Origin of the sequence: Deferrisoma camini S3R1, from assembly GCF_000526155.1 — a bacterium.
Lineage (GTDB): Bacteria > Desulfobacterota > Deferrisomatia > Deferrisomatales > Deferrisomataceae > Deferrisoma > Deferrisoma camini.
Map to the genome: position 1 here is coordinate 1620375 of NZ_JAFN01000001.1, position 25096 is coordinate 1645470.

A 25096-nucleotide genomic window follows, 5' to 3' on the forward strand; every position below is an offset into this window, starting at 1 on the left:
GCTTTCCAGCTTCCTAGCCTCGGAGAGGACCTATGCCGTACCCGGAAACCGAGTACTGGAACCCGATCACCGAGACCCTGGACCCGGACCGGCTCCGGGAGATCCAGCTGGCCAAGTTCCGGCGGGTGTTCGCCTGGGTATACGAGCGAAGCCCCATGTATCGCCGCAAGTACGACGAGGCCGGCCTTCGGCCGGAGGACGTGCGGACCTGGGACGACCTGGCCAAGGTGCCCCTGGTGACCAAGGACGACTACCGATGCCAGGGCGCGGACCCGTTTCCCTACGGCGACACCCTGTGCGTGCCCCTGGAGGAGGTGACCGAGTACCACCAGACCTCGGGCACCACCGGCACCCCCGTGTATCAGCCCGACACCTGGGCCGACTGGGAGTGGTTCTCGGAGCTCTGGGCCACGATCCTGTGGGCCCAGGGGTACCGGCCCACCGACCGGGTGTTCTTCCCCTTCGGGTACCACGTGTTCATCGCCTTCTGGACCGCCCACTACGGGGCCGAGAGGCTCGGGTGCGAGGTGGTCCCCGGCGGGGTGCTGGGCACCCGGGAGCGGCTGCTCAAGATGCGCGAGCTCAAGACCAACGCCTTCATGGCCACCCCCACCTACGTACTGGGCATGGCCGAGACCGCGCGCAAGGACCTGGGCGCCGACCCCCGGGAGTGGGGCATCGAGCGGATCACATGCGCCGGGGAGCCTGGGGCCTCGGTTCCAACGACGAAAAAGCGGATGCAGGACGCCTGGGGCTGCCCCGTGTACGACCACGTGGGCGCCACCGAGGTCGGCGCCTGGGGGTTCGAGTGCCGGCACCAGCCCGGGGGCCAGCACGTGATCGAGTCCATGTTCCTGGTGGAGCTCCTGGAGTTGGATGCGGATCGGCCCGTGACCCGGCCCGGGGTGCCGGGACGGATCGTGATCACCGCCTTCGACCGGAGGGCCCAGCCGTGCGTGCGGTTCGACACCAAGGACGTGTCCATGTGGGCCGCGGACGGATGCGGGTGCGGCCGCACCTGGCGGATCCTCGAAGGTGGGGTCCACGGCCGGGTGGACCACATCACCAAGGTGAAGGGGGTGCTGTTCTCCCCGGTCACCGTGGAGGAGGTGGTCCGATCGTTCGAGGAGCTGGACGGCGAGTTCGAGATCTTCGTGGAGAAGCGGGGGGACCTGGATCACATCACCCTCAAGGTGGAGCTGCCCGACGGACTGGCCCCGCCGGACCGGGACAACCTACTCAAGGAGCTGGCCAGCCGGCTCCGGTGGAAGACCCAGCTCAACTTCGACATCCAGCCCCAGCCCTACGGCAGCCTGCCGCGCTACCAGGTCAAAGCCCGCCGGTTCCACGATCTTCGCAAGAAGGGAGGCGTGTAATGGCTCCGGACGATCGGATCCGCGAGGTGGCCGAGGCGTTGGACCGGGTGGCCTCGGCGTTGAGGGAACTGGAGCGGGCCGGAGACGGCATCCCGGCGGTGGAGCGGAACGTGCGCCGGATGGAGGGGACCCTGTGGGTGCTCCGGGCCCACTTCGAGCCGCCTGCCAGGGCGGAAACGCCGTAGCCCGGCCCGACGGGCCCGTTCCCATGGAGGTCCATTTCGGGCACCGGGTGTCCCGGGAGGGGTGGTGGAGCTTCGAGACCCACCCCCACATGGTGCGCACGAAGCGCCGCATCCACGAGCGGTGCCTGCCGTGCCTCGCCGGGCTGCTGGATCAGCTGAAGACGGACCGGAGGGAGATCGACCTGCCCCATGCCTGGGACTGCTGGAAGGTGGTGGCCGTGGCCCCGGACGAGGCGACCTGCATGGAGATCCTCGACCGGCTGGCCGAGGACCACCCGGACCTATACCTCCACGGCAAGCTGGGGGGCCGGCGGGATCGCTACGGGACCTCGGCCCTGGTCCTCCACGCCGAGGGGGAGGCCGAGCGGGACCGGCTGGTGGGCTGCCTGCGAAAGACATTGGAACACCATTTCCCGCAGGTACCCCTCCAGCTCTCCCGGGCCTGCGCCGACCCCTACGCCGAGCTCCTGGGCCCCTGGCAGGACTGGACCCTGCCGTGCCCCATTCGGCACCCGGAGGCGGTGCCCCGGGTGGTTCGGCGGCTGCGGGAGCTCCTTTACGGCGCGGGCTGATACCCAAGTTGCGTTCAAAGCCATCAGACCCCTGAACCGGCGGGGCAAGGGGCCTGGTGGAGCGCCGGGCGTGGCTCCAACAGTCGCTGCCCCCGGCACTCAGCCGATACCCGCTCTGCCGGTGACCCGAAATGCATTGCCAACGTTCGCTTTCCTACCGTTCAGGGGACACTCGGGCTGAGTGTCGGGGGCAGCGTGAGTCGGATGCTGCACTCACGCACGGCCGGAATCAGGCCCCTTGCCCCGGCCCCCGGATGGATCTCGGTTGGAACGCAACTTGGCATGAGGAGGGGCTAGCCGGCGTGCGCGGGCAGCTCCACCACGGCCCAGGCTCCTCCCCCCTCGCGCTCTTCGAGCCGGATCGTGCCCCCCCACGCCTCCACGATGCGGCGGCACACCGTGAGCCCCAGCCCCCCGCCCTTCTCCTTGGTGGTCACGAACGGCTCGAAGAACCGCTCCGGGTCCTCGCCGCCGAAGCCGGGCCCCCGGTCTCCCACCCGCAGCCGCACCCGCCTCAGGCGCTCCAGGCGCAGCACCGGATCGAGCAGGGAGTCTCCTCCCCTCTCCTCCTGCCGCTCCACCACGTCGCCCACCACCTCGACCGCCCCGCCCCAAGGCGTCACGTCCGCCGCATTCAGCAGAAGGTTCAGCACGACCTGCTTCAGCTCCGACGCATCGGCCCACACCGTGGGCAGATCCGGCGGCAGGTCGGCGTCCACCGACACCTGAGCCCGCTGCAGGCGGTGCCGCACCAGGGGCAGGGTCTCCCCCACCACCACGGCCAGGCGCACCGGCGCGGGGGCGCTTCCCGTCGTCGCGGAGCGCGCGTAGCCCAGCAACTGGTCGATCAGGGTGCGGCACCGGTGCGCTTCTTCGTAGATGCGGCGGCGGATCGAACCGTCCGGGTCGGTCTCGGTCTCGCTCCGGAGCAGCGCCGCAAACCCCAGGATCACCGACACGGGGTTGCCCACCTCGTGCACCACCGACGCGGCCAGCTCCCCCAAGGTGGCCAGCCGCTCGTACTGCACCAGTTTCCGGTCCACCGCGTCCCGCAGGGAGTGGTCGGTGGCCAGCCACAGCCGGCCCGCGGGCCGGCCGGCCGGGTCCCGGACTGGCCGGGACCGAAGCCGGAGACGCATGGGCCGACCGTCCGCCCGGGTGGCGTCGCACACCATGTCCACCCAAGCGTTCCCCCGGGAGTCCGCCGGCTCCTCCCCCGGGTTCGGCCGCCCGAGGGCCTCCTGCCACGGCCGCCCCTCCACCTGCGGCGCCAGGCGGCCGGTCAGGATCTCCGCGGCCGGGTTCCAGCCCACGACCCGGCCCTGGGTGTCGGTCACGAACGCTGCACAGGGGACCCCCTCCCACAGTGCGTCGCCTATGTCGTATTTCAGACCATTTATCGTCATTTCCTACCCATGTTTGATTTCTCGTGCTATGATCGGTCGTCGCGAGCGATGCCGGGGCCGAGCTCCTCTCGTGAGACGGGCAACAAGCGGAATCGCCGGAAATTACCCATGCGCGGACCGGGTCGCCCCCGGCCCGGCCGGCCGTCTCCCCCCGATCGAACTCCCGCCTCTCCACGGGATGGCCCGATGTTTGAATACTACCGAACAAAACCCTGTATGGTCCAGGAGGGGCCCTATTGAGCGGCCCGACCCTGGAGACGTTGGCCTTCTCCCCCGGCGATCCGTCCCGATTCGTCCGGCCGGTGGCGTGGGGGGGGAGCCTGCGGCCGGTGGAGCCCTCGCCCGCCGGGACGGTGTGCGAGGCCGAGGTGCCAAGCCGGCTGCACGCCCTGGTGTTGGACATGACCCGCTTCGATCTCGGCCGCCCCGGAGGCGGGGGGGTTGGGTTCGCCGTGGGGCTGTTCTCCCGAGCCCGGGTCATGCTGACCGACGCCCCCGGTGTTCGGTCCACGGGAAGCCGCCCGCTGCTGGGGCAGCACCTGGCCCACCTGTTCCTGGCCCTCACCGGATACCCAGGCGGGGTGGAGATCCAGACTCGGGACCACGGCCGGCGGCACATGGGGCTCGGCTCGTCGGTGGCAACCCTGACCGCGGCCGCCCTGGCCTTGAACGAGGCCCTGGGCCGGCCCTTGGATCTGCGGGACCTGCGCAAGCTGATCGCCCACAACTACTGCGAGGAGTTCTCGTCGGCCCCGCCCCGGCTGGTGCCCGGGTTCGAGACCAACGTGGGCGCCATGGCCGGCCTGCACGGGGGACTGGTGGTGGGGTCCGACCGGTGTGAACTGCTGGCCCGGGTCGCCCTGCCCGAGGACCTGCGGGCCCTGCTGATCCTGCCCCAGATCGCGCCCGAGGTGTCGTCGGGGGCAGGGGAGTACCGGTCGCTGGTCCAGACCGCCCGTCGGGCGGACGAGCAGGCCGCACCAGCAAAGGTGTACCGGGTGTTCATGGACCTCCTGCCAGCCGCCCTCACGGGCGACCTCAGGGCCGTAGGAGACGTTCTCTGGGAGCTTTCCCACGGCGGATCCAAGCTGGCCGAGATCGAGCTCCACGGCGATCGCGGCAAGGAGGTCTGGGCGACCATGGAACGGCTCCGGAACGAGGGGGCAGAGATCGTGGGCATGAGCTCGGTGGGCCCGGCGGTGTTCGCCCTGAGCCGCGACGCCGGGGTCTGGGCGAAGTGGAAACGGTGGGAGGGTTCCTCGGCCGTGACCTGCTCCGTCACCGTACCGGTGGACAGCCGTGGCGCCCGGGTCCGCCTGGACGGAACCCCCATCCCGTACCGGTTCGAGCCCTGGTGGTCCGACCCCGTGTACGGCTGATACCAAGTCGCATTCGAAGCCAGCGATTTGGGAGCCGTCGGCCCGGGGCGCGACGGCCGAGCCGTTCAAGCCGTTCGGCGCAGGGGAGCGCCTGCGGCGCGTGCTCTCTCGCGCCGCAGCAGACCGAGCCGTAGCGGCTTCGGCGAGGCCGTCTTTTCCAGCGGAGGACCGACGGCCCCCAAATCGCCCCTCTATGAGCTCATCCTGATCGCAAATCGGCATGAGGTCCCCCCTGCGGGGAGCCCGGAGCTCCCCCTTCGCAAGGAAAGGAGGAAGGCGCATGAGACGAGGACGCGGCACGACCTGGTGGTGGACCGGATTGGTCCTGGGGCTCACGCTGTGCGCGGGCTCCGCCGTGGCCGGCGGAGGCCAGCACTACCCCAACGGAGCCGAGGACTTCGTGGTGGGCGCCCTGCCCCCGCCCGGGGTCTACTTCAAGAACTATCTCGTCTACATCAACAAAGACCGGCTCATGGACAACGAGGGCAAGAAGACCCCGGTGGAGTTCGACGCGAGCGTGTTCGCGGCGATCCCCCGCTTCATCTGGGTCAGCCCCTACAAGATCCTGGGCGCCTCGTGGGGGGCCCACGTCTTCATCCCGTTCTACACGGCAGACGTCGAGGTAACCGCTCAGACCCCGGGAGGTCCCCTCAAGGTGGTGAACGACTCGGACGGCGGGCTCGGTGACATCATCTTCAGTCCGTTCATCCTGGGATGGCACTTCGGCCCGAACTTCCACGCCGTGTTCGCCGTGGACATCTGGGCCCCGACCGGAAACTACGACAACGAAGACGTATCCACCCAGCTCCTGTCGCGAAACCACTGGACCTTCGAGCCGGTGTTCGCGGCCACCTACCTGTGGAACGGGTTCGACTTCTCCGTGAAGCTCATGTACGACTTCAACACCACCAACGACGAGTACCTCGTGCCTGACGGAGCCGGCGGCATGAAGGAAGTGGATCTCGACCCGGGCCAGGAGTTCCACTTCGACTGGGCCGTGGGCTGGTCCCCCAAGCCGGGCTGGCGGTTCGGGGTGAACGGGTTCTACTATTGGCAGACCACCGACGACGAGATCGACGGCACCGAGGACCCCAACCGCAGCCGGCTCGCCGCGATCGGCCCGGGCCTCAAGTGGTGGCCGAACCAGGGGCGGTTCAGCGTGGTGGCCAAGCAACTTTGGGAGTTCGACGGCAAGAACATGCCCGAGGGATCGAGCACCTGGATCAACGTGGTGTGGGTGTTCTGACAAACTCCACTTCCAACCCCGGGGCCCCGATCCGGGGCCCCGGGGGCCCTACCGAGGACCCATGGCCCATCCCCGGCGAGCCGAGAATCCCACGGAACACGTCCCCCGGATCCTGGTGGTGGACGACGAGGTCGGCATGCTCGACCTCCTCCGGCGGGTGCTGGAGCGGGAGGGGTACGCCGTGGAGACGGCCAGCTCGGCCGAGCAGGCGGAGCTCTTCCTGGCGGGGACCCCCTTCGATCTGGTGATCACCGACCTGGTCCTGGGCGGCCGGGGCGGCGAGCACGTGGTCCGGGTGACCAAGTCCACCCAGCCCGAGACCGAGATCCTCGTCATCACGGCCCACGCCTCGGTGGACTCCGCGGTGGAGGTGATGAGGGAGGGGGCCTTCGACTACCTGCGCAAGCCCCTGCTGCCGGAGGAGATCCTCCACGTAGTGCGCCGGGCGCTCGAGATGAAAGGGCTGCGCGACGAGGTCCGGACGCTACGCCGGGAGAAGGCCGCGGCGCTGCTCCAGGGGGAGCTCCTGGGCCGCAGCCCGGCCATGCTCCGGGTGTTCGAGCGGGTGCGCCGGGCGGCCCGTACCGATGCCACGGTTCTGCTGGAAGGGGAGTCGGGCACGGGCAAGGAGCTGGTCGCCCGGGCCATCCACGCCGAGTCCCGCCGGGCCTCGGGGCCGTTCGTGCCGGTGAACTGCGGGGCGATCCCCGGCGACCTTCTGGAGTCCGAGCTGTTCGGACACGTGCGGGGCGCCTTCACCGGCGCCCATGCCGACCGGCAGGGGTACTTCGAGGCCGCCTCCGGCGGCACCCTGTTCCTGGACGAGATCGGCGAGATGGACCCGCGGCTCCAGGTGAAGCTGCTGCGGGTGCTCCAGGACTCGGCCGTGACCCGGGTGGGCGAGACCCGGCCCAGGCCGGTGGACGTGCGGATCGTGGCGGCCACCAACCGCAGGCTCCTCGATGCGGTGCAGGACGGGTCGTTCCGGAACGACCTGTACTACCGGCTCCGGGTCGTGCACATCGAGCTTCCTCCCCTGCGGGAGCGGCGGGAGGACATCCTGCTGCTGGCCCACGCGTTCCTCCAGCGGTTCGCCCGGGCCTACGGCAAGGGGTTCGAGGACATCGACCCCCGGGCCGCCCGCACCCTGCAGCGGTATGACTACCCCGGCAACGTGCGGGAGCTGCGAAACATCATCGAGAGTGCGGTGGTGATGGGGCGGGGGAAGATCATCCACGAGTCCCACCTGCGCGAGGCCATGGGGGAAGAGGCGTTTTCCCGGGCCTCGGGGGCGCCGGCCGAGTGGGAGCTGCCGTTCGACGAGGCCCTGGCGCGGGTGGTGGAGGAGTTCGAGCGGGCGTATCTGGAGCACAACCTGCGGAGGTTCGGGGGTCGGATCAAGAACCTGATCCAGGCCTCGGGGCTGTCGCGCCGAACCATCGAACGCAAGATGGCCCGCTACGGCCTGTCGCGGCGCGACTTCGTGCCCGGCCGGGGGCCGGGGGGAGGATCGAAGGGGTAACGATCTTGGGCGAACGCCGTGCGGGCCGCGCGCTCCCACACCGCGAACTCCTCGGGAGAGAGCGACGGCGCACCCCGAAGGTCCGGGTCCAGCACCTCGTCGGTTCGGCACCGTTGCAGGGTCCACCCCACCTCCGCGGCCCGGCTCCGAAACCTCCGGCCCAGATCCCGCCCCAGCCGGCACACTTCCTCGAGACTCAGAAGGGCCGGGTGCACCGTCGTGCGGATCTCCAGGGGAACGGCAGCACACTCCAAGGCTCGCAACGAGGCATCCACGGCCTCCGGATCCGAGCCCGATCCCGCGTTGCGGCGGTAAGGCACGCCCTCCAGGGGCGCCTTCACGTCCAGGGCCACCTGGTCCACCAACCCCGCCTCCAGCAGCGACGCCAGCACCCCGGGCCGGGACCCGTTGGTGTCGAGCTTGATCCGGAACCCCAGGGCCCGAAACCGCTCCAGCAAGGCCGGGAGCCCCGGGTGGAGCGTCGGCTCGCCCCCGGTCACGCACACCCCATCCACCCACCCCCGAAGCCGCACCAGCCGCTTCTCCACCTCGTCCCATGGCCAGGTCGGCACCTCGTGGGGCGAGGTCACGATCCGGTGATTGTGGCAGTACGGACACCGGAAGTTGCACCGCGCCAGGAACACCACGGCGGCCACCTGGCCCTTCCAGTCCGTGAAGGAGGTTTCCAGGAATCCTTTGATCTCTGGGAACTCCACTTAGGCCTCCGCTCGAACGACGAGGGGCGACGAAGTCGTCGCCCCTCGCTCACCGGACGATCCCGGTCCGTCTCCCTCACCAGGGCGCCACGCCCGGGACTACGCTGCCTGCCCCTCCAGGCCCTCCAGGTACTTACGGATCCGCACGGCTCCCGTGAGATAGTTCGAATCCTCCAGCACCAGGATCGGTAGATTCCTCTCGGCCACGTTCACCAGCCCGTGCCAGGCCAGGTGGGCCAGGGCGTCCGGGTTTTCCGGCCCCAGCTCCTCCACCGCCACGCCCAGGGCGGCCAGATCCACCCGCTCCTTCACGTACTCGCACTTCTCACACCCAACCTTCGTGAACAGCGTCATGGGATCCTCCTGTAACTCCGGTCTTCGGTCGACGGTCTACGGTCGCCGGTCGGGGCGGCTTTCCGAGCCGCCCGGGGGCCCCACCCGACGGGGCCGGGCTCACGCCTCTGCCGCGCCGGCCCCGGCGGAGGGGGCGCCGGAGAAGTAGCCCGCCGTGCGCTGCCGGTCGTGAAGCTCGCCGATCTTGCCCTTGTTCCAGGAGCTGATCTTGGTGAAGTACCCAGTGATCCGGGTGATCCCCTCCACCTCGTCGCTGCCGCAGTGCGGGCAGGTCTCCGACAGCCCCCGGCTCGTGCGGGCGCAGGCCACGCAGGTGGTGAACTCGGGGCTGAAGGCCACCTGGTCGTTGTGGGTGTTCCGGAAGATCTTCACCACGAACCGGGCCAGGCTCTCGGGGTGGGGTCTCTCCTCGCCCAGCCACAGGTGGGTGATCGCGCCGGCCTCGATGAGCGGGTGGAACAGGCCCTCCAGCCGGACTCGGTCCACGGGGTTGGTGGGGCTGCCCACGTGGAGCTGGGTGGAGTTGGTGTAGTACACCTCGCCCCGGGCCACGTCGCCCCGAACGGCCGCGCCAGCCGCCGGCGAGTAGTACTTGAGGTCGAGCTTGGCGAAGCGGTAGGCCGTGGACTCGGCCGGGGTCTGCTCCAGCACGAAGTGCATGTCGTGCTTGCGGGCGAGCTTGTCGGCCGTGAGCTTCATGTGGGCGATCACCTTCAGCCCGAACCGGAACGCCTCCTCGCTGTCGTGGAGCTCCTGGCCGGTGTGGATCTTGATCATCTCGTTGAGCCCCACCATGCCGAGCAGGTAGCTCACCCGGTGCATCCGCAGGTACGGCTGGCCGTCCCGGTTCATGGTCAGCAACGACAGGGGTCCCCGCTCCCCCTGGCTCAGCAGGCGCTCGATGAACGCCTTCTTCTGCAGATGGGCCTGGGCGGCCAGCTCCATCATCTCGGTCAGGTGCTGGAACAGCCGGGTGTCGTCGCCCCCGGCCCGGTACGCGATCCGGGGGAGGTTCAGGGTCACGTTCTGGAGGGCCGAGTACCGCATCCGCCAGGGCTGCTTGGCGTCCTCCAGGTCCGACTTCTCCAGCTTAAACGCCAGCCGGCAGCACTCGGAGATCTTGGCCGTGTCCCCCCGGTCGAACACGAAGTAGGTGTTGCCCTTCTCGGCCGCCACTTCACAGATTCGGTGGAGGAACCGCTCGTGGCCCTCGGTCTGGAAGAACTTCTCCGTGATGTGCACCAGGGGCTTCGGGAAGAAGAACGGCCGGCCCGAGGCGTCGCCCTCGGCGTACACGTCGAACAGCTTCCACAGGAACCGCTGGGCCTCCTTCTCGTAGTCGCCGTAGGTCTTGCCGGTGTATTCGCCGCCCGGCCCGATGGCCGGCACGTCCTGGAAGTGCTTGGGCACCTCCCAGTACAGGTTGATGTCCGAGAAGATCGCCTGCCCCCCTCGGGCCACGGCCTGCTGAGAGTACTCGAAGATCAGCATCTGGGCGAGCTGCTCCACGTCCCGGTCGGGCAGGCCCTCCAGGTACGGGGCGAAGAACAGGTTCACCGCATCCCAACCGATGGCCCCGGCGAAGTTGGACTGGAGGGCGGCCGAGAACTTGACCATGTGGGCCAGGAGCACCTCGGGGTGCTTGGCCGGCCGGGCGTTGGCCAGGCTGTTGGGCAGGTTCAGCCCGAACTTCTTCAGGTACTCCAGGCTCTGGCCCGAGCAGTAGGGCCGGTCGATGAACCCGAGGTCGTGCAGGTGCAGGTCGCCGCGCATGTGGGCGTCGGCCACCTCTTGGCTGAACACGGCCAGGAGCGCGTACTCCTTCTTGATGTTCTCGGCCAGGGTCAGGTTGGTGGCCTCGGGGCCGTGGGGGACGTTGGCGTTCTCCTTGTTGGGCGCGACCAGCAGCTCCTCCACGTCGTACAGGGGCATGCCGAGCCGGGTGTGCATCCGGCGGGCGCTCTCGAGCCCCATCTCGATCAGCTTCGCGTCCACCAGCTCACGGATCAGGGGCGCGGTCAGCACCTGGATCCGGGATCGGTGGATCATCTGGTCCACCGCCTCGGCCACCCGTTCGGCCGTGTCCCGGTCGAGGAACGTCTCCCGGACCAGGGCCTCCACGATGCGGCTCCGGTCCCAGTTAACGATCTCCATGTCCGAGGTTCGGACGAACAGCACCCGGTCGGTGGCGTCCGAACCGCGGGGCACCGGACCACCTCGGTTGAGCTCCATGACCTCGCCCATGACCGTCGCTCCTTCCGTAGGGAAAACAGGGGGTTAGGAGGGAAGAAAAGCGCCACATCTTGTGGGCGGCCAAATAATACCACGACATATTGTGGTGGGCTACCCTTTTTTTGTGCCCAAGGGCCGCACCGGACGACCATGCCGATCCGGCCCGGCCGGGGCGGGTTTCTTGCGCAGGGTCGGCCCCTCCTTTATGCTTCGGAAGCCCCGTAACCCCGAGGCCCCCACCCGCATCGTAAGGATGTCGCAATGGACGAAACCCGGTTGGTGGAGCGGGCCCGAGCAGGCGACTTCGAGGCCTTCGAGGAGCTGGTCACCCGCACCGAGGGCAGGATCTACAGCCTGCTGCTGCGCATGACCGGCAACCCGGAGGACGCGCGGGAGTTGCTGCAGGAGACGTATCTGAGCGCCTACAAGAAGCTCGGCTCGTTCCGGGGCAACGCCGCATTCTCCACGTGGCTGTACCGGATCGCCACGAACCACGCCCTGATGCGGCTGCGGCGCAAACAGCCCGAGACCGTCTCGTGGGACGAGCTCCCCTTGCCCTCCCACGAGGAGATCCGGCGGCGGGGGGTGAGCAACTGGGCGGTGGACCCCAAGGAGGCCCTGCTCCGAAGGGAGATCCGGGAGCTGCTGGTTCGGGCCATCCAGGACCTACCGCCCCTGTACCGGGCGGTGGTGCTGCTGCGGGACGTGGAAGGCCTGAGCACGGCGGACACGGCAAAGATCCTGGGGACCACGGAGGGAGCGGTGAAGACCCGCTTGCACCGGGCCCGGATCCACCTGCGGGAAAAACTGAGCCCCTACTTCGCCGACGGCGAGGAACCCGGGGGGCGGGCGGTGATCCCATGACCCGGAAACTCACGTGCAAAGAGATCCTGGAGCAGCTCTCGGCCTACATCGACGAGGAGCTGGACCCGTCGATCTGTGCCGAGATCGAGGCCCACATGGAGGGATGCAACCCCTGCGTGGCGTTTTTGAACACCCTCAAGAAGACCGTGGTCCTGTACAAGTACTCGGCAGAGGGTGACGAGGTGCCCCGGGAGGTCCACATCGACCTCCACCGGTTCCTCCGGGAGAAGTGCGCCCAGGACGAAGGGGAGTAGGATGGACGGGTGGATCTGGTTGCTCTTGATCGTGGTGGTGGGATACTGGACGATCCGAGGGGGCGGCTGAGGCGCATGCTGACCCGCCGGTCGGCGGGCCGCCCTACGACGCGAAACCGAAACCAAGGAGAGAGCAAGATGGCAGGAGACAAGGTGCTCAACGTGACCGACGCCGATTTCGAGGAGAAGGTCCTCAAGACCGACAAGCCGGTCCTGGTGGACTTCTGGGCGGCGTGGTGCGGACCGTGCCGGATGATGGGGCCGGTGATCGACGAGGTGGCCGCCGCCTACGACGGTAAGGTGATCGTGGCCAAGATGAACGTGGACGACAACCCCCAGACCCCGGCCAAGTACGGCGTGCGCGGCATCCCGAACCTGAAGCTGTTCCAGAACGGCCAGGTGGTGGACGAGGTGGTGGGAGCCGTGCCCCGGCAGAAGCTCGAAGAGATGCTCAACCGGGTCGTGTGAGGGAAGGACCATGCCGCTCTACGAGTTCCAGTGCGCCCAGTGCGGGGAGAAGACCGAGGTGCTGGTGCGGTCCGGCGACCGGGCCGACGCCCCCAGGTGCCCGGCCTGCGGGGCGCCCATGGAGCGCCGGTGGGCCCCGGTGGCGGCCCACACCAAGGGGGCGGGGGGCGGGGGCTGCGCTCCCAGGGGAGGGTTCACCTGAGGGTAGTGCCGACGGGGCCGGGGGCCCCGCGGACACGGCGCAGGCGCTGGTGGGGCCTGCGCCTTTGTTTTCCTTTTGGTTCGTTTGGAGGGATCGGTGATGGGCCTGCGATGGGGGAAGGGGTGGGGGGCCGTGTTGGTGGCGTTTTTGCTCGTGGTCGGCTCGGCCTGCTCCAAGACCGAGGAGAAGGGCCGGGAGCCCAAGCCCGCGCCGGACTTCGATCTGGTGAGCGTCGACGGCAACCACGTGCGTCTGTCGGACCTGCGGGGCAAGGTGGTTCTCCTGGACTTCTGGGCCACCTGGTGCCCGCCGTGCCGGGTCGCCATTCCCCACCTGGTGGAACTCCAGCGGAAGTACCGGAAAGAGGGGCTGGTGGTGATCGGAATGAACATGGACCAGGACCCGGACGAACTGGCCCAGTTCATGGCCCGCACCACCTTCAACTACCCCGTGGTCCGGGTGGACGAGACCACCCGCATGGCCTACGGGGGCATCTCCTCGATCCCCCAGGCCTTCTTGATCGACCGGGCCGGGTACCTGCGGCACTCGTTCATGGGCTTCAGCCCCGACATCGGCCAGGACATGGAGGAGAAGGTCCGCCGGCTGCTCGAGGAGAAGCCCGCGGAGTGAACCGAAGAGAAGGGGGACCATGGCTGAGGAACTCCGACGGTGGCGGGACCTGACCGACCTGGACCCCGACACCCTTTCGCCCCGCAGGCTCGACTGGTCCCGCAAGCCCGAGGCGGTCAAGAGGTATCCCGACCGTCCCCGGGTTCCGCTGCCCCGGCCCGGCGCTCTCCGGACGCCCCCGGCCGACCTGTGGGACGTGCTGGCCCGGCGACGATCCCGCCGGGAGTTCACGGGCGAACCGGTCCCGCTCGAGACCCTGGCGGCCCTCCTGTGGGCATGCCAGGGCGTGACCGCTCGGCAGGGCCCGTGCCTGCTGCGCACCGCCCCCTCGGCCGGGGCCCTGTACCCGTTCGAGACCTACGTCTCGGTCCAGGCGGTCGAGGGCCTCGACCCGTGCCTCGCCCATTTCGACGTGGCCGGGTTCGCGCTGGAGGTCCTGGAAGAAGGGCACCACGGACGGCGGATCGCGCTGGCCGCCCTGGCCCAAGGGTTCCTCGCCCGGGCCGCGGCCGTGTTCGTGTGGACCGCGGTGTACCCCCGGACCGCATGGAAGTACGGGGACCGGGCCCTGCGCTACCTGGGTCTGGACCTGGGGCATGTGTGCCAGAACCTGGCGCTGGCGGCCGAGGCGCTGGGCCTGGGCTGCTGCCCCGTGGCCGCGTTCTTCGACCGGGAGATGAACCGGGTGCTCGACGTGGACGGCGAGGAGGAGTTCGCCTACTACCTGGCCGCCGTGGGCCCGCTGCCTTTGCCGCGGGAGAGGATAGGAGGTTAGATCTTTTTCTCCTTGCATCCGCCCCCTAAGGGGCGTAGGGTGTGGCTCACAACAAAGGGGCTGCGACGCGGCTCAAGACGGCAGTTTCGGTGTGCGAACCCAGGCGGGAGAGGCGACCGTGGCCTCTCCCGCTTTTTGTGTTTCCGCTCACCCGCAGATGTTCTTGACGCAATTGGATGGACGTGTTCCGGAGTCTGGGATTTGGTTCCTCGGTCTGGGCTTGGCGCCATCGCGGTTGCACACACACCCGGGATCAGAGGTCCCAGACAAAGGAGAAGGCAACATGGCTAAGGGTACTGTGAAGTGGTTCAACGACCAAAAGGGCTACGGTTTCGTCACCCCCGAGAACGGGGGCGCAGACCTGTTCGTGCACTTCAGCGCGATCCAGGGCGAAGGGTTCAAGACCCTGACCGAGGGTCAGACCGTGGAGTTCGACGCGGTCCCCGGCATGAAGGGCCCCCAGGCCTCCAACGTCCGGCCCGTGTAGAACCGTCGGTCCCCGACGAACGAAACGGCGCGGGTTCCCTCAGGGGGACCCGCGCTTTTTCGTTGTCGGCGCCCCAACCGAGAAAGGAGCCATCCCATGGCGAGACGCACCAAACAGACCTACCAGAAACGGGCCCGGGAGAAGGCCCGGCAGGAGCGGCGCATGGAGAAGCAGGCCCGCCGGGCCGAGGCCCGGGAGCGCAAGGCCCAGGAGCCGCCCCGGCCGGACGACGGCGAGGATCCGGACATCGCCGGCATCGTGCCCGGCCCCCAGCCCCTCCCACCCCAGTTCCGGGACGACGAGTGATCTCGGCTGGAAGGCTGGGATGCTGGGATGCTGGAAGGCTAGAAGGCTGGAACGCCGAGAACTTCCCTTATGTCCCATATGTCCCAGAGGGTCCAATAGACCTTCCATGTAACTTCCGCTAGGACGCTGGGAGGCTTGAAAACCTCCATGATCTCCCAGCGTTCTAAGCATCACCACGCTTCTTTGGCACCACCTCACGGTCTCGGGCGGCATGGAGCCTGGTGGAGCGCCCACCTAACGGGCCGGGCTACCCGGAATTTCTCTAGTTTCTAGTCTCTGTCCGGCCGGCCCGGGCTGCGTGTTGCCCCTGGGCCGGGGCCTGTGGCAAAGTGAGCCGCCGTGTCTCCGTTCTGGCCCGCGAAAGGAGCGCCGTTCCCCATGAAGATCCTCCTCGTGGTGGGTGCCCGGCCCAACTTCATGAAGATCGCCCCCATCGTCCGCGCGATCCGCGCCTGGAACGGGGCCCATCCCGACCGATCCATCGAGCACCGCCTCGTGCACACCGGCCAGCACTACGACGAGCGCATGTACAAGGCGTTCTTCGAGGATCTCCAGATCCCGCCGCCCGATGTGGACCTGGAGGTGGGCTCCGGGTCCCATACCTTTCAGACGGCCCACGTGATGCTGCGGTTTGAAAAGGTGTGCGAGGCCGAGCGGCCCGACTGGGTGCTGGTGGTGGGCGACGTGAACTCCACCATGGCCGCGAGCCTGGTGGCGGTGAAGATGGGCATCCGGGTGTGCCACGTGGAGGCCGGGCTCCGGAGCCGCGACCGCACCATGCCCGAGGAGATCAACCGTCTGGTCACCGATGCCGTGGCCGACCTGCTGTTCACCACCAGCCGCGACGCCGACGAGAACCTCAAGGCCGAGGGCGTGCCCCCGGAGAAGATCCGGTTCGTGGGCAACGTGATGATCGACACCCTGCTCGCCCAGGTCCGCCGGCTGTCGGACCTGGGGCTCCGGCCGCTGGTGGCCCCGGGCCAGCGCTATGGGGTTCTCACCCTTCACCGGCCCAGCAACGTGGACCGGCGCGAGGTCCTCACCCGGCTCCTGGGCGCCATCGAAGAGGTGGCCCGGGACCTGCCCATCGTGTTCCCGATCCACCCCCGCACCCGAAAGATGGCCCGCGAGTTCGGGATCGACAGCGGATTCCGGCCCCTTCCCGAGCCGGAGGGGCGGCTCGATCCAGGGCTGTACGTGACCGAGCCCCTGGGCTACCTGGACTTCCTGAACCTCTGGAAGGACGCGGCCCTGGTGCTGACCGACTCGGGCGGGCTCCAGGAGGAGACCACGGCCCTGGGCATCCCGTGCCTGACCCTGCGGGAGAACACGGAGCGGCCGGTCACGATCTGGGAGGGGACCAACACCCTGGTGGGCACGGACCCGGAGGCCATCCAGGCCGAGGCCCGCAAGGCCCTGGACGGCCGGGGCAAGGCCGGCCGCGTGCCGGAGCTGTGGGACGGCAGGGCCGCCGAACGGATCGTGGCGGCGTTGATGGAAGAGGGGCCGGAAGGCTAGCCCGCCCCTACCCCACCTTGGCCAGCTCCAGCCGGCCGGCCCACCGGTCCTGGAGGGCCTCGCGCAGGGCCGGGTACCGGCCGGCCCGCAGGCCCGGGTCCTCGGCGAGCACCCGGGCCGCCAGGTCCCGGGCCACCTGCAGCAGGGGGCCGTCGCGCAGGATGTTGCCGATGCGGAAGTCCGGCAGCCCGGACTGGCGGGTCCCCAGCAGGTCACCCGGTCCCCGGATGCGCAGATCCTCCTCCGCGATCCGAAACCCGTCCGAGGTGCTCGCGAGCACCCGCAGCCGTTCCCACCCGTCCCGCCCGGCCTCCCGGCCGGCCACCAGCACGCAGTAGGACCGCTCCGCCCCCCGGCCCACCCGGCCCCGCAGTTGATGCAGCTGGGCCAGCCCGAACCGCTCGGCGTGCTCCACCACCATGACCGTGGCGTTGGGCACGTCGATCCCCACCTCGATCACGGTGGTGGACACCAGCACCTGGATCTCGCCGGCCGCGAACGCGGCCATGACCGCTTCTTTCTCGTCGGCCCGCATTCGCCCGTGCAGAAGCCCAACCTTCAGGTCGGGGAACACCTCGCCTTGGAAGTGCTCGGCCATGGTGGTGGCCGCGCGGAGGTCCAGGGCCTCGCTCTCCTCCACCAGGGGGTACACCAGGTAGGCCTGGCGCCCGCGGCCCACCTGCTCGCGAACGAAGGCATACACCTTGGGCAGATCGCGCTCCCGCACCACCCGGGTCGCGATGGGCTGGCGGCCCGGGGGCAGCTCGTCGATCACCGAGAGATCCAGGTCCCCGTACACGGTGAGCGACAGGCTGCGGGGGATCGGCGTGGCGGTCATCACCAGCAGGTCGGGGTTGCGGCCCTTCCTGAGGAGGCCCGCCCGCTGGAGCACCCCGAACCGGTGCTGCTCGTCCACCACGACGAGCCCCAAGCGGTGGAACTCCACCGGGTCCTGGATAAGGGCGTGGGTCCCCACCACGATGGGTAGGGCGCCGGTGCACAGGGCCTCGAGGACCTCCTCGCGCTCGGCCCGGGGCGTGGAGCTGGTCAGGCACCCCACCTCCACCCCGATGGGCCGGCACATCCGCTTCAGATTGAGGGCGTGCTGCTCGGCCAGGATCTCGGTGGGCGCCATGATGGCGGCTTGGTAGCCCGACTCCACGGCCATGAGCGCGCTCAGGAGGGCCACCAGAGTCTTGCCGCTGCCCACGTCGCCCTGGAGCAGCCGGTGCATGGGCCGGGGAGCCTCCATGTCGCGCCGGATCTCCCCCAGCACCCGGCGTTGGGCCCGGGTGAGCCGAAACGGCAGGCTCCCGAGCAGCGGCTTGATCAGATGGAAGTCCGGCCGGAAGGCGATCCCCTCCACCGGGCCCTTTCCCTCCCGCCGGAGCAGGAGCCCCAACTGGAGGAAGAAGAACTCCTCCAGCACCAGAGCCTTGCGGTGCCGGGCCACCCACCGGGGCAGGTCCGCCCCCCCCCGGCTGGGGAAGTGGACCTCCTGAAACGCCCGGGCCATGGGGGGAAGGCCGAGCTCGTCGGCCAGGTGCGGAGGGATCAGGTCCACTACGGCGGGGAGCGCCTGGTCCAGGACGGACTCGAGGATTCGGCGGAGGGCCTTGGGGTGGACCCCCTCCACCTCGGAGTACACGGGCACCACCCGCTCGAACCCGGCCGGGTCTCGATCGTCCTCGAGGGGCTCGAGCTCGGGGTGGTGGATCTCGGCCCGGCCCTGGAACATCCTCACGGCGCCGGAGCCCGCCACCTCGGTTCCCGGCGGATACCGGCCCTGGAGCCACCCGAAGTTTCCCCGGAACCATTTGAGGGTGACCCAGCCGTTGCCGTCGGTGAGCCGGGCCTCCAGCACCCGGCGGCGGTGGTAGTCGCGGATCCCGATCGACTCGATCCGGCCCCGAAAGGCCACGGTGTCGCCCGGTACGAGCCGGTGGAGAGGGGCCGGCCGGGTTCGGTCCTCGTGGCGCAGGGGCAGGAACACCAACGCGTCACCCAGGGTCCGAAGCCCCTTGCGGGCCAGCTTCTCCGCCACCTTCGGCCCCACCCCCCTCACGCCGGTGAGCGGGGTGGCGAGCACCGAGCGCATGTGGCGGTACGAGGCGAGGTCGGCAGGACGGCGCACCCGGTCAGAACCTCCAGGCCTCGATCTGCTCCTCGGCCGCCCGCACGGCCCGAACGGTCTGGGGCAGGTCGTCCGGAGCCGGCCCCACCCCCACCTCGTGCTCGGGGCCGGCCTTCGGGCAGTACCGCAGCAGCACCCCGGCCGCCAGGGGCAGATCATCCGGGCTCCGGAGCCGCACCAGCCCCAGGGGGCCCGGCACCTCCCGGGCCTTCAGGAACCGGTCGCCGGGCCGGGCCAGGCCGGCCACCGCCCGGTTCTCCCCCTGGTTCCGGCCCAGGGTCAGCCAGCTTCCTCCGGGCAGCCGGAACGGCCGGCCGGCCAGCAGCAGCCGCACGTCCTCGCTGGAGCGCTCGTCCGCCGGCACCTCCTCGAAGTACCTGCGCACCCGGTTCGCCAGGGTGGGGTCAGTGAGGTAGCACCCCCCCGCCGGGCTCGGATACTCGGTGATCCCCATTCGCTCGGCCAGCTCCATCTGGGGCTTCCGGGACCGGCCCCGGAACCCGAACAACCGCTTCCGGTCCACCCAGCCGTGACGCTCCGGCGCCGTGATCGGCATCAGCTGGGCCGAGAGCGGCCGCAGGATGATGTCCCGGGCGCCCGACTGGCGGGCCACGGCGTTCATGGCGTCCCGGCGCTGGCTCATGGGACGCTGCCCCAACACCTCGCCCGTGATCAGGAACCGAGCCCCCTCCTGACGCATGATCTCCAGGGCCTTGCGCACCAGGAAGATCTTGCAGTCGATGCACGGGTTGAAGTTCTTGCCGTACCCGTACCGGGGTTTGGCCAGAACGTCCATGTACTCGTCCGACACGTCCACCACCCGGGCGTTCAACCCGTACCTCTCCCGGAAGAACGCCTCCACCTCGGCCTCGCGGCCCCGCTTGTGGCCCCCGAAGAACGGGGTGATGAAGTGGAGAGCCAGCACTTCCACCCCCTGGTCCTGCACCACCCGGGTGGCCAGGATCGAGTCGAGCCCCCCGGACAGGAGGCTCACCGCCTTGATCGGCCCCTCGGGGACCGGGGTCGGTTCGTTTCGCTCGTCGGTCAAGGTCTCGTCTCGCTGATCGGTGTGATGAGCCCAGCGGCTCATTGTGAACCTAGCGTTCCGTTTCGCAAAAAATATACGGATTGCGGCGGTGGGGCTGGGGGCTCCGACGAAGCGCGACGGCCGAGCAGCTAGGGACGCCCGGCGCTAGGGGAGCGGCCGCGGCGCGTGCCCTCACGCGCCGCAGCGGACCGCGCCGAGGCGGCCCCTGCGAGGCCGTTCAGCGAAGGAGGGGCCCCTAGCCCCACCGCCAGGGAACACCGCGAAATTTCCGAACCACGACACCAGCGGATAAACAGGCGCCATCGTTCCCTGCTCGGAGGGGCAAGGGGCCTGCCGGAGCGCCGGGCGCGGCGGTATCAGGGGCCAGAATTCCACGCCCGGACCGTGGCCTCGAGCAGCGCCCTCCCCTCGGCCGCGTTCCGGCCAACCTGGGCGAGCACGTCCCCATGGCTCACCGGCGCCTCCGAGACCCCGGCCGCGGGGTTCGCCACCCGGGCCCAGGCCACCACGTCCAGGCCCAGGAACCGGGCCCATACCGCCTCGGGCACCACCGACATCCCCACCACCCGAGCCCCCTGGCTCCGGGCCCACAGCACCTCGGCCGGCGTCTCGTAGGTGGGGCCGGCGAACGCGGCGTACACCCCCCGGGCCGTGGGAATCCCCCGGGTCCGGGCCAATGCGGGCCACAGATCGGTGCGGTACACCCCCGTCAGGTCCACGAACGCGGGGGTCCGGTCCGGAAACCGCACCCCTTCCAGGGGGTTGCGGCCCATGTCGTTCACGTGGTCGCTCACGAACACCCAGGTGCCGGGCTCGAGCCCCGGGTCCACGGAGCCGGCCGCAGCGAACAGCACCACCAGTCTGGCCCCCAGCCGCCGGGCCAGGCGAATCGGGAACGCGGCCTGGCCCGGGGAGATCCCCTCGTACAGGTGGCGCCGACCCTGGAACACCACGACCCGCGTCTGCGCCACCCGGGCGATCCCGACCCTTCCCGCATGGCCCGGCACCCCGCAGGACGACAGTCCGGGCACCCGAGCAAAAGGAACAGATCGCTCCAGGGGCCCCGCCACCTCCCCCAGGCCCGACCCCAGCACCACGGCCACCTCGGCCCGGAACGCGGGCCCCAAGGCCCTGGCCGCGGCCGCGGCCAACGGGTCGCCGGACCACCCGATCACGGCAGCAAGGCCTCCAACTCCGCGGGCAGCCGCACCTCCTTCACCTCCCCCGGCCGACCGGGCACCTTGAGGAGCGTGCCGTTCCACACGAACCGCACCCCCCCGGCGTTGCCCAGCTTCACGGAGAATCCGTTGCGGGCCTCGTAGGTGCGCTTCTCCCCGGGCTGGAACACTTGGTCGTCCGGCTCGCCGCCGTCGGCCACCACCCGAACCCAGGCCTTCTCCGTGGCTCGGATCTCCAGGGTGAACGGGGCGGTTGTCGGCGTTGCGGTTTCCTCCGCCGGCGCCTCCCGGCCCGGGGGGGGCTCGGGAGCCCGGGCCTCTGCCGGCACCTTCGGTTCGGGTGCGGGGGCCGGCTCGGTTCCGGGGGTCTCATCCCCAGCCCCGTCGGCCCCGCCCGGCGCGGCCGTCTCGACCGCCGGCTTCGACGGCGCGGGGGGGACCGCGCCCCCCCAGAACCACCACCCCGCCCCGAGGGCCGCCACCAGGAGAACCAGCACCAAACCGCCGGGCAGGAGCCTGCGCCGTCCCCTCCGCAGGGAAACCTCCCATTCGGGCTCCGGCAGTCCCCGCGCCGGGGCCGAGGCCTCGTCGGGCCGGCAGCGGTGATACAGTTCCAGCAGCTCGGCCTCGACCGCGCCGATCTCCTTGGCCACCACCCGCACGAATCCCCGCCCGATCACGCCCCGCGGCACCCGGGCCCAGTCCTCTGCCTCGAGGGCTTCGAGGTACGCCTGCCGGATGCGGGTGGCCCGGGCCACGTCGTCGAGGGTGAGGCCCGCGGCCTCCCGGGCGGCTCTCAGGGCCGGACCGAACCGGTGGGGTTCGGAGGGACGGGGCTCGTGTTCGGTGGTGGCCATGGACGTCCTCCTCGGTCTGCCGGTTCCCGAACCCCCTCCGCACTACTCCACGAGATCCAGATAGGTCTTTGCCGACTTGCCCACATCCGTCCGAGGCGCCAGCCTCCAGGCCTTCTCCAGGTCGGCGCGGGCGCCGTCCCGGTCGCCCGTGCGCAGCCGGGCCAGTCCCCGGTACAGGAGCACCTCAGCATCCTGGGGCAACGATTTTGCGGCCCGCGTGAGATGCTCCAAGCCCTCTGCGTACTCTCCCCGGTCGTACAGGACGATCCCCAGGTTCTTTTGGGCCAGGGGGAAGCCCGGGGCCACCTCCAGGGCCTCGCGCAAGCGGCGCTCGGCCTCTTCGAGGCGCCCCTGCTTGTACAGGGCCCAGCCCAGATTCGTCAGGGCCCTCTCCTGGGTGCCGTAGAACACGTTGTTCAGGGCCTGCCGGAACGCCTCCTCCGCCTCTCCGTACCGGCCGGTGTCCAGGTACAAGGCCCCCAAATTGTTCCAGGCCTCGGAGTAGTCGGGCTTGAGCTCCACCGCCCTCCGGAACCCGCGCTCGGCCTCCCCCACCTCCCGCCGGGCCCAGTACGCCAACCCCAGCGCGTTGTGCACCTTGGGATCGTCGGGGGTGAGTCGGACCGCCTTGGTGAACTCGCGCAGGGCCGGGGCGGGCCGGCCCTCGGCCAGGAACGCGACTCCAAGCTGGTACGCCGCCTTGGCCTGGCGCCTCACGGCCTCCTTGTTGCCGGCGCAGGCGGCCAAAAAAAGAGCCATCACAAGAAAAAACGGTTGACACCGGAGGGCGGACCGGTATCTTTGGCGCGGTTTGCTTCCCGGCCGGGACGCGGGGGAGGGGCAGGAAGGAGTCATGGCGGTGGGCCGCATCCTTTTCGTCGACGACGACGACAACATTCGGTTCTTGCTCCAAGAGGAACTGTCCTCGGCGGGGCACGAGGTGTTCGCCGCCGCCGACGGGCCCCAGGCCTTGCGGTTGCTGGACGACCGCTCTCCCGACCTCGTGATCCTCGACCTCAAGATGCCGGGCATGGACGGCCTCGAGGTGCTTCGCCGGATCCGGGCGCGGTATCCGGAGATGCCGGTCGTGGTGTTCTCCGCGTTCTGCGAACCCGCCCGCGAGGCCTTGGCCCTGGGGGCCAACGGGTGCGTGGCCAAGTCCGCCGACCTCACCGAGCTGCATCAGCAGATCCGGCGATACTGCAGCTAGCAACCCGGCGACAGATTAGGCGCGTCACCTCGGAGGGTGGGGCAAGGCACCTGCCTCCGGCCGGGCGCGAAGCCGAGCATGAGATTCGCCGCGCAGGAACAGGACCGAAGAGCTGGTTACACGACAACTCGATGGAATCCGAGCCATTTCGCGGTCCGAGCGTCCGAGGCACTGCGCGGCGGGCTATGGGGCCGCGCCCGGCTCTCCGGCAGGTCCCTTGCCCCTCCGAGCAGGGAGCGATAGCGCCTGTTTATCCGCCGGGTTCATAGCCCCCCTCACCCCACCTCGGCCTCGAACTGCGTGAGCGTCTTGAACTGACGGTACCGGGAGGCCACCTCGTCGTAGGTGAGGCGCTCCAGCCGGCGGAAGCTGAAGTCCTCCACGTTGAAGCTCGCCATGGCCGACCCGAACACGATAGCCCGGCGGATGTTGTCGGGCTCCAGGTTGCCGGTGCTGGCCAGGTACCCCATCATGCCGCCGGCAAAGGTGTCCCCCGCGCCCGTCGGGTCGAACACCTCCTCCAGGGGAAACGCCGGCGCCGCGAACACGTGGCCGTCCGCAAAGTACATGGCGCCGTACTCGCCCCGCTTCACCACCACGCCCTTGGGCCCCCACGACAGGATCTTCTGGGCCGCCCGGACCAGGTTGGGCTCCTCGGCCAGCATGCGGGCCTCGGCCTCGTTGAGCACCACCATGTCCACCCGGGCGACGGCCTCCAGAAGGCTCCGGCGCTTCCCCTCGATCCAGAAGTTCATGGTGTCCAGGGCCACGAACCTCGGGTCCTCCACCTGATCGAGCACCCGTTGCTGCAGATCGGGGTCGATGTTGGCCAGGAACACGTACGGACACGCCCGGTGGGCCGGCGCGAGCTCCGGCGAGAACCCCTCGAACACGTTCAGGTGGGTCTCCAGGGTGTGGGCCTCGTTCAGGTCGAACCCGTACCGCCCCTTCCACCGGAAGGTCTTGCCCGGCGCCCGCACCAGGCCCGACAGGTCGGCCCCCCTCTCCGCCAGGAAGGCCACCCGCTCGGTGGGGAAGTCCTCGCCGATCACGGCCACGAGCCGCACCGGGGCGAACAGGCTCGCCGCCGCCGTGAAGTAGAGGGCCGAGCCCCCGAGGGCCTCGTCCTCCCGGCCGAACGGGGTCTCCACCGCGTCGATGGCCACCGAGCCCACCACGAGCAGATCGCCGCTCATCCCTCCCCCTCCCCGCTCGTGAGGTACCGGCCGAACAGCAGCTCCACCCGGCGCCGGGTCTCGGCAGGGACCCGAGCCGGGTCGGTGAGCACCGCGTACCGGGCCGCCTCGGCGCAGGGGCAGGAGCGCTCGGCCGGGATCCGACCCACGGCCTCGCGCACGATCCTTCGGGCGGTGTCCACGTTGCGGTGGAGCACCTCGAGCACGGCCTCCACGCTGACCTCCTCCTCGGTCTCGTGCCAGCAGTCGTAGTCGGTCACCAGGGCCACCGTGGTGTAGCAGAGCTCCGCCTCCCGGGCCAAGCGGGCCTCGGTGGCGTTGGTCATGCCGATCACCCGCGCCCCGATCGACCGGTACCAGTATGACTCGGCCCGGGTGCTGAACTGGGGCCCCTGAATGCACACGTAGGTCCCCCCCCGGTGGAACGGCACGCCCACGGCCTCGCGGGTCTCCCACACGGCCTGCTGCAGGGCCTGGCACACCGGGTCGGCCATGGCCACGTGGCCCACGATGCCGTCGCCGAAGAACGTGCTCTCCCGACCCCAGGTGCGGTCCAGGAACTGGTCGGGCAGGCAGATGTGGCCCGGCGCCACCCCTTCCTGCAGGCTGCCCACGGCCGAGATGGAGATCACCCACTCCACCCCGAGGGACTTCAGGGCCCAGACGTTCGCCCGGTACGGCACCTCCGAGGGCAGAAACCGGTGGCCCCGGCCGTGGCGGGGCAGGAACACAAGCCGCCGGTCGCCCAGGCGCCCCTCGATCAGGGCGTCGGACGGCGCCCCGAACGGGGTGGACACCTCCACCTCCCGAACGTCGGTGAGCCCCTCCATCTCATAGAGCCCGCTTCCTCCGATGATTCCGATCGCTCTGTCCATGCAGTGATCCTTGTGGGTCGTTGGTCAGGGACTGCCGTAAATCGTAAGTCGTAAATCGTGAATCGTGGGTCGTCCGTCGTTGGTTGTGCCCGGCCGTGAGTCGTTG

The 25096-nt window shown here is 69.7% G+C and carries 27 protein-coding genes; 16 read left to right on the forward strand and 11 right to left on the reverse strand.

The annotated features are described in order from the left end of the window. Positions 1–32 precede the first annotated feature (32 nt). From DEFCA_RS0107145 to DEFCA_RS0107155, 3 genes are read left to right on the forward strand one after another with little or no spacing between them, the layout of a single operon-like run. The gene (locus DEFCA_RS0107145; RefSeq protein WP_025322342.1) at positions 33–1376 is read left to right on the forward strand and encodes a phenylacetate--CoA ligase family protein; all 1344 of its coding nucleotides are present in this window, start codon (positions 33–35) and stop codon (positions 1374–1376) included. Beyond that, a complete protein-coding gene (locus DEFCA_RS0107150; protein WP_025322343.1) occupies positions 1376–1561 on the forward strand; it encodes a hypothetical protein in 186 nt (61 codons plus the stop codon). Before DEFCA_RS0107145 ends, DEFCA_RS0107150 begins: the two co-directional genes overlap by 1 nt. 23 nt (positions 1562–1584) lie before the next feature. Next, positions 1585–2133 (forward strand): hypothetical protein, encoded by a 549-nt coding sequence (locus tag DEFCA_RS0107155; RefSeq protein WP_025322344.1) that lies wholly within the window; start codon positions 1585–1587, stop codon positions 2131–2133. Between the two features lie 293 nt (positions 2134–2426). On the opposite strand, the gene DEFCA_RS19240 is transcribed toward DEFCA_RS0107155, so the two are convergent. Next, positions 2427–3539: a two-component system sensor histidine kinase NtrB gene (locus DEFCA_RS19240; RefSeq protein WP_084318911.1), complete on the reverse strand. Its 1113-nt coding sequence runs from the start codon at positions 3537–3539 to the stop codon at positions 2427–2429. A gap of 236 nt (positions 3540–3775) precedes the next feature. Between DEFCA_RS19240 and DEFCA_RS0107165 the strand changes: the two genes are divergently transcribed. The 3 genes from DEFCA_RS0107165 to DEFCA_RS0107175 all read left to right on the forward strand — a co-directional run bounded on the left by DEFCA_RS0107165 (position 3776) and on the right by DEFCA_RS0107175 (position 7686). Continuing rightward, positions 3776–4918: a GHMP family kinase ATP-binding protein gene (locus DEFCA_RS0107165; RefSeq protein ID WP_025322346.1), complete on the forward strand. Its 1143-nt coding sequence runs from the start codon at positions 3776–3778 to the stop codon at positions 4916–4918. Positions 4919–5198: 280 nt separating this feature from the next. Further along, on the forward strand, positions 5199–6164 hold the full coding sequence (locus tag DEFCA_RS0107170) for a SphA family protein (protein ID WP_025322347.1): 966 nt from the start codon (positions 5199–5201) through the stop codon (positions 6162–6164). A 61-nt stretch (positions 6165–6225) separates the two neighbouring features. Beyond that, entirely contained in the window at positions 6226–7686 is a 1461-nt protein-coding gene (locus tag DEFCA_RS0107175) for a sigma-54-dependent transcriptional regulator (protein WP_025322348.1), read from the forward strand. Here DEFCA_RS0107175 and DEFCA_RS20445 read toward each other — a convergent pair. The 3 genes from DEFCA_RS20445 to nrdD form a co-directional block, all read right to left on the reverse strand. Beyond that, on the reverse strand, positions 7623–8402 hold the full coding sequence (locus DEFCA_RS20445) for an anaerobic ribonucleoside-triphosphate reductase activating protein (RefSeq protein WP_025322349.1): 780 nt from the start codon (positions 8400–8402) through the stop codon (positions 7623–7625). The genes DEFCA_RS0107175 and DEFCA_RS20445 overlap by 64 nt on opposite strands. A gap of 99 nt (positions 8403–8501) precedes the next feature. Further along, a complete protein-coding gene (locus DEFCA_RS0107185; RefSeq protein ID WP_025322350.1) occupies positions 8502–8756 on the reverse strand; it encodes a hypothetical protein in 255 nt (84 codons plus the stop codon). A gap of 99 nt (positions 8757–8855) precedes the next feature. Next, the gene (nrdD, locus tag DEFCA_RS0107190; protein ID WP_025322351.1) at positions 8856–11000 is read right to left on the reverse strand and encodes an anaerobic ribonucleoside-triphosphate reductase; all 2145 of its coding nucleotides are present in this window, start codon (positions 10998–11000) and stop codon (positions 8856–8858) included. 249 nt (positions 11001–11249) lie between these two features. On the opposite strand from nrdD, the gene DEFCA_RS0107195 reads away from it, so the two are divergent. From DEFCA_RS0107195 to wecB, 9 genes are all read left to right on the forward strand, one after another. Continuing rightward, positions 11250–11852: an RNA polymerase sigma factor gene (locus tag DEFCA_RS0107195; RefSeq protein ID WP_025322352.1), complete on the forward strand. Its 603-nt coding sequence runs from the start codon at positions 11250–11252 to the stop codon at positions 11850–11852. Next, on the forward strand, positions 11849–12106 hold the full coding sequence (locus tag DEFCA_RS0107200) for an anti-sigma factor family protein (RefSeq protein WP_025322353.1): 258 nt from the start codon (positions 11849–11851) through the stop codon (positions 12104–12106). The genes DEFCA_RS0107195 and DEFCA_RS0107200 overlap by 4 nt, the downstream gene beginning before the upstream one ends. 138 nt (positions 12107–12244) lie before the next feature. After that, positions 12245–12574: a thioredoxin gene (gene trxA / locus DEFCA_RS0107205; protein ID WP_025322354.1), complete on the forward strand. Its 330-nt coding sequence runs from the start codon at positions 12245–12247 to the stop codon at positions 12572–12574. 10 nt (positions 12575–12584) lie between these two features. Next, positions 12585–12776, forward strand: coding sequence for an FmdB family zinc ribbon protein (locus DEFCA_RS19255; protein ID WP_025322355.1), 192 nt, complete (start codon positions 12585–12587; stop codon positions 12774–12776). A 99-nt stretch (positions 12777–12875) separates the two neighbouring features. Beyond that, positions 12876–13406, forward strand: a complete 531-nt coding sequence (locus tag DEFCA_RS0107215; RefSeq protein ID WP_025322356.1) for a TlpA family protein disulfide reductase — start codon at positions 12876–12878, stop codon at positions 13404–13406. A 19-nt stretch (positions 13407–13425) separates the two neighbouring features. Continuing rightward, complete coding sequence (locus tag DEFCA_RS0107220) at positions 13426–14181, forward strand: SagB/ThcOx family dehydrogenase (protein ID WP_025322357.1); 756 nt, start codon at positions 13426–13428, stop codon at positions 14179–14181. Between the two features lie 283 nt (positions 14182–14464). Beyond that, positions 14465–14668, forward strand: a complete 204-nt coding sequence (locus tag DEFCA_RS0107225; protein WP_025322358.1) for a cold-shock protein — start codon at positions 14465–14467, stop codon at positions 14666–14668. 96 nt (positions 14669–14764) lie between these two features. Next, complete coding sequence (locus DEFCA_RS0107230) at positions 14765–14974, forward strand: hypothetical protein (RefSeq protein WP_025322359.1); 210 nt, start codon at positions 14765–14767, stop codon at positions 14972–14974. 378 nt (positions 14975–15352) lie between these two features. Continuing rightward, positions 15353–16492: a non-hydrolyzing UDP-N-acetylglucosamine 2-epimerase gene (gene wecB, locus DEFCA_RS0107235; protein WP_025322360.1), complete on the forward strand. Its 1140-nt coding sequence runs from the start codon at positions 15353–15355 to the stop codon at positions 16490–16492. A 7-nt stretch (positions 16493–16499) separates the two neighbouring features. Here wecB and recG read toward each other — a convergent pair whose 3' ends face one another. The 5 genes from recG to DEFCA_RS0107260 form a co-directional block, all read right to left on the reverse strand. Then, positions 16500–18626, reverse strand: a complete 2127-nt coding sequence (gene recG / locus DEFCA_RS0107240; RefSeq protein WP_025322361.1) for an ATP-dependent DNA helicase RecG — start codon at positions 18624–18626, stop codon at positions 16500–16502. Positions 18627–18630: 4 nt separating this feature from the next. Continuing rightward, positions 18631–19674 (reverse strand): 7-cyano-7-deazaguanine synthase, encoded by a 1044-nt coding sequence (locus tag DEFCA_RS0107245; RefSeq protein ID WP_051463204.1) that lies wholly within the window; start codon positions 19672–19674, stop codon positions 18631–18633. 356 nt (positions 19675–20030) lie between these two features. Further along, positions 20031–20849, reverse strand: coding sequence for a purine-nucleoside phosphorylase (locus tag DEFCA_RS0107250; RefSeq protein WP_025322363.1), 819 nt, complete (start codon positions 20847–20849; stop codon positions 20031–20033). Then, on the reverse strand, positions 20846–21709 hold the full coding sequence (locus DEFCA_RS0107255) for a helix-turn-helix domain-containing protein (protein ID WP_025322364.1): 864 nt from the start codon (positions 21707–21709) through the stop codon (positions 20846–20848). The genes DEFCA_RS0107250 and DEFCA_RS0107255 overlap by 4 nt, the downstream gene beginning before the upstream one ends. A 42-nt stretch (positions 21710–21751) precedes the next feature. Further along, positions 21752–22426, reverse strand: a complete 675-nt coding sequence (locus tag DEFCA_RS0107260) for a tetratricopeptide repeat protein (protein WP_025322365.1) — start codon at positions 22424–22426, stop codon at positions 21752–21754. Between the two features lie 142 nt (positions 22427–22568). Between DEFCA_RS0107260 and DEFCA_RS0107265 the strand changes: the two genes are divergently transcribed. After that, entirely contained in the window at positions 22569–22919 is a 351-nt protein-coding gene (locus DEFCA_RS0107265; RefSeq protein WP_025322366.1) for a response regulator, read from the forward strand. Positions 22920–23194: 275 nt separating this feature from the next. Here the strand turns inward: DEFCA_RS0107265 and DEFCA_RS0107270 are convergent, their stop codons facing one another. Both DEFCA_RS0107270 and mtnP read right to left on the reverse strand, forming a co-directional pair. After that, complete coding sequence (locus tag DEFCA_RS0107270; protein ID WP_029733721.1) at positions 23195–24115, reverse strand: PfkB family carbohydrate kinase; 921 nt, start codon at positions 24113–24115, stop codon at positions 23195–23197. Next, complete coding sequence (gene mtnP, locus DEFCA_RS0107275) at positions 24112–24990, reverse strand: S-methyl-5'-thioadenosine phosphorylase (protein WP_025322368.1); 879 nt, start codon at positions 24988–24990, stop codon at positions 24112–24114. The genes DEFCA_RS0107270 and mtnP overlap by 4 nt, the downstream gene beginning before the upstream one ends. Positions 24991–25096 lie beyond the last annotated feature (106 nt).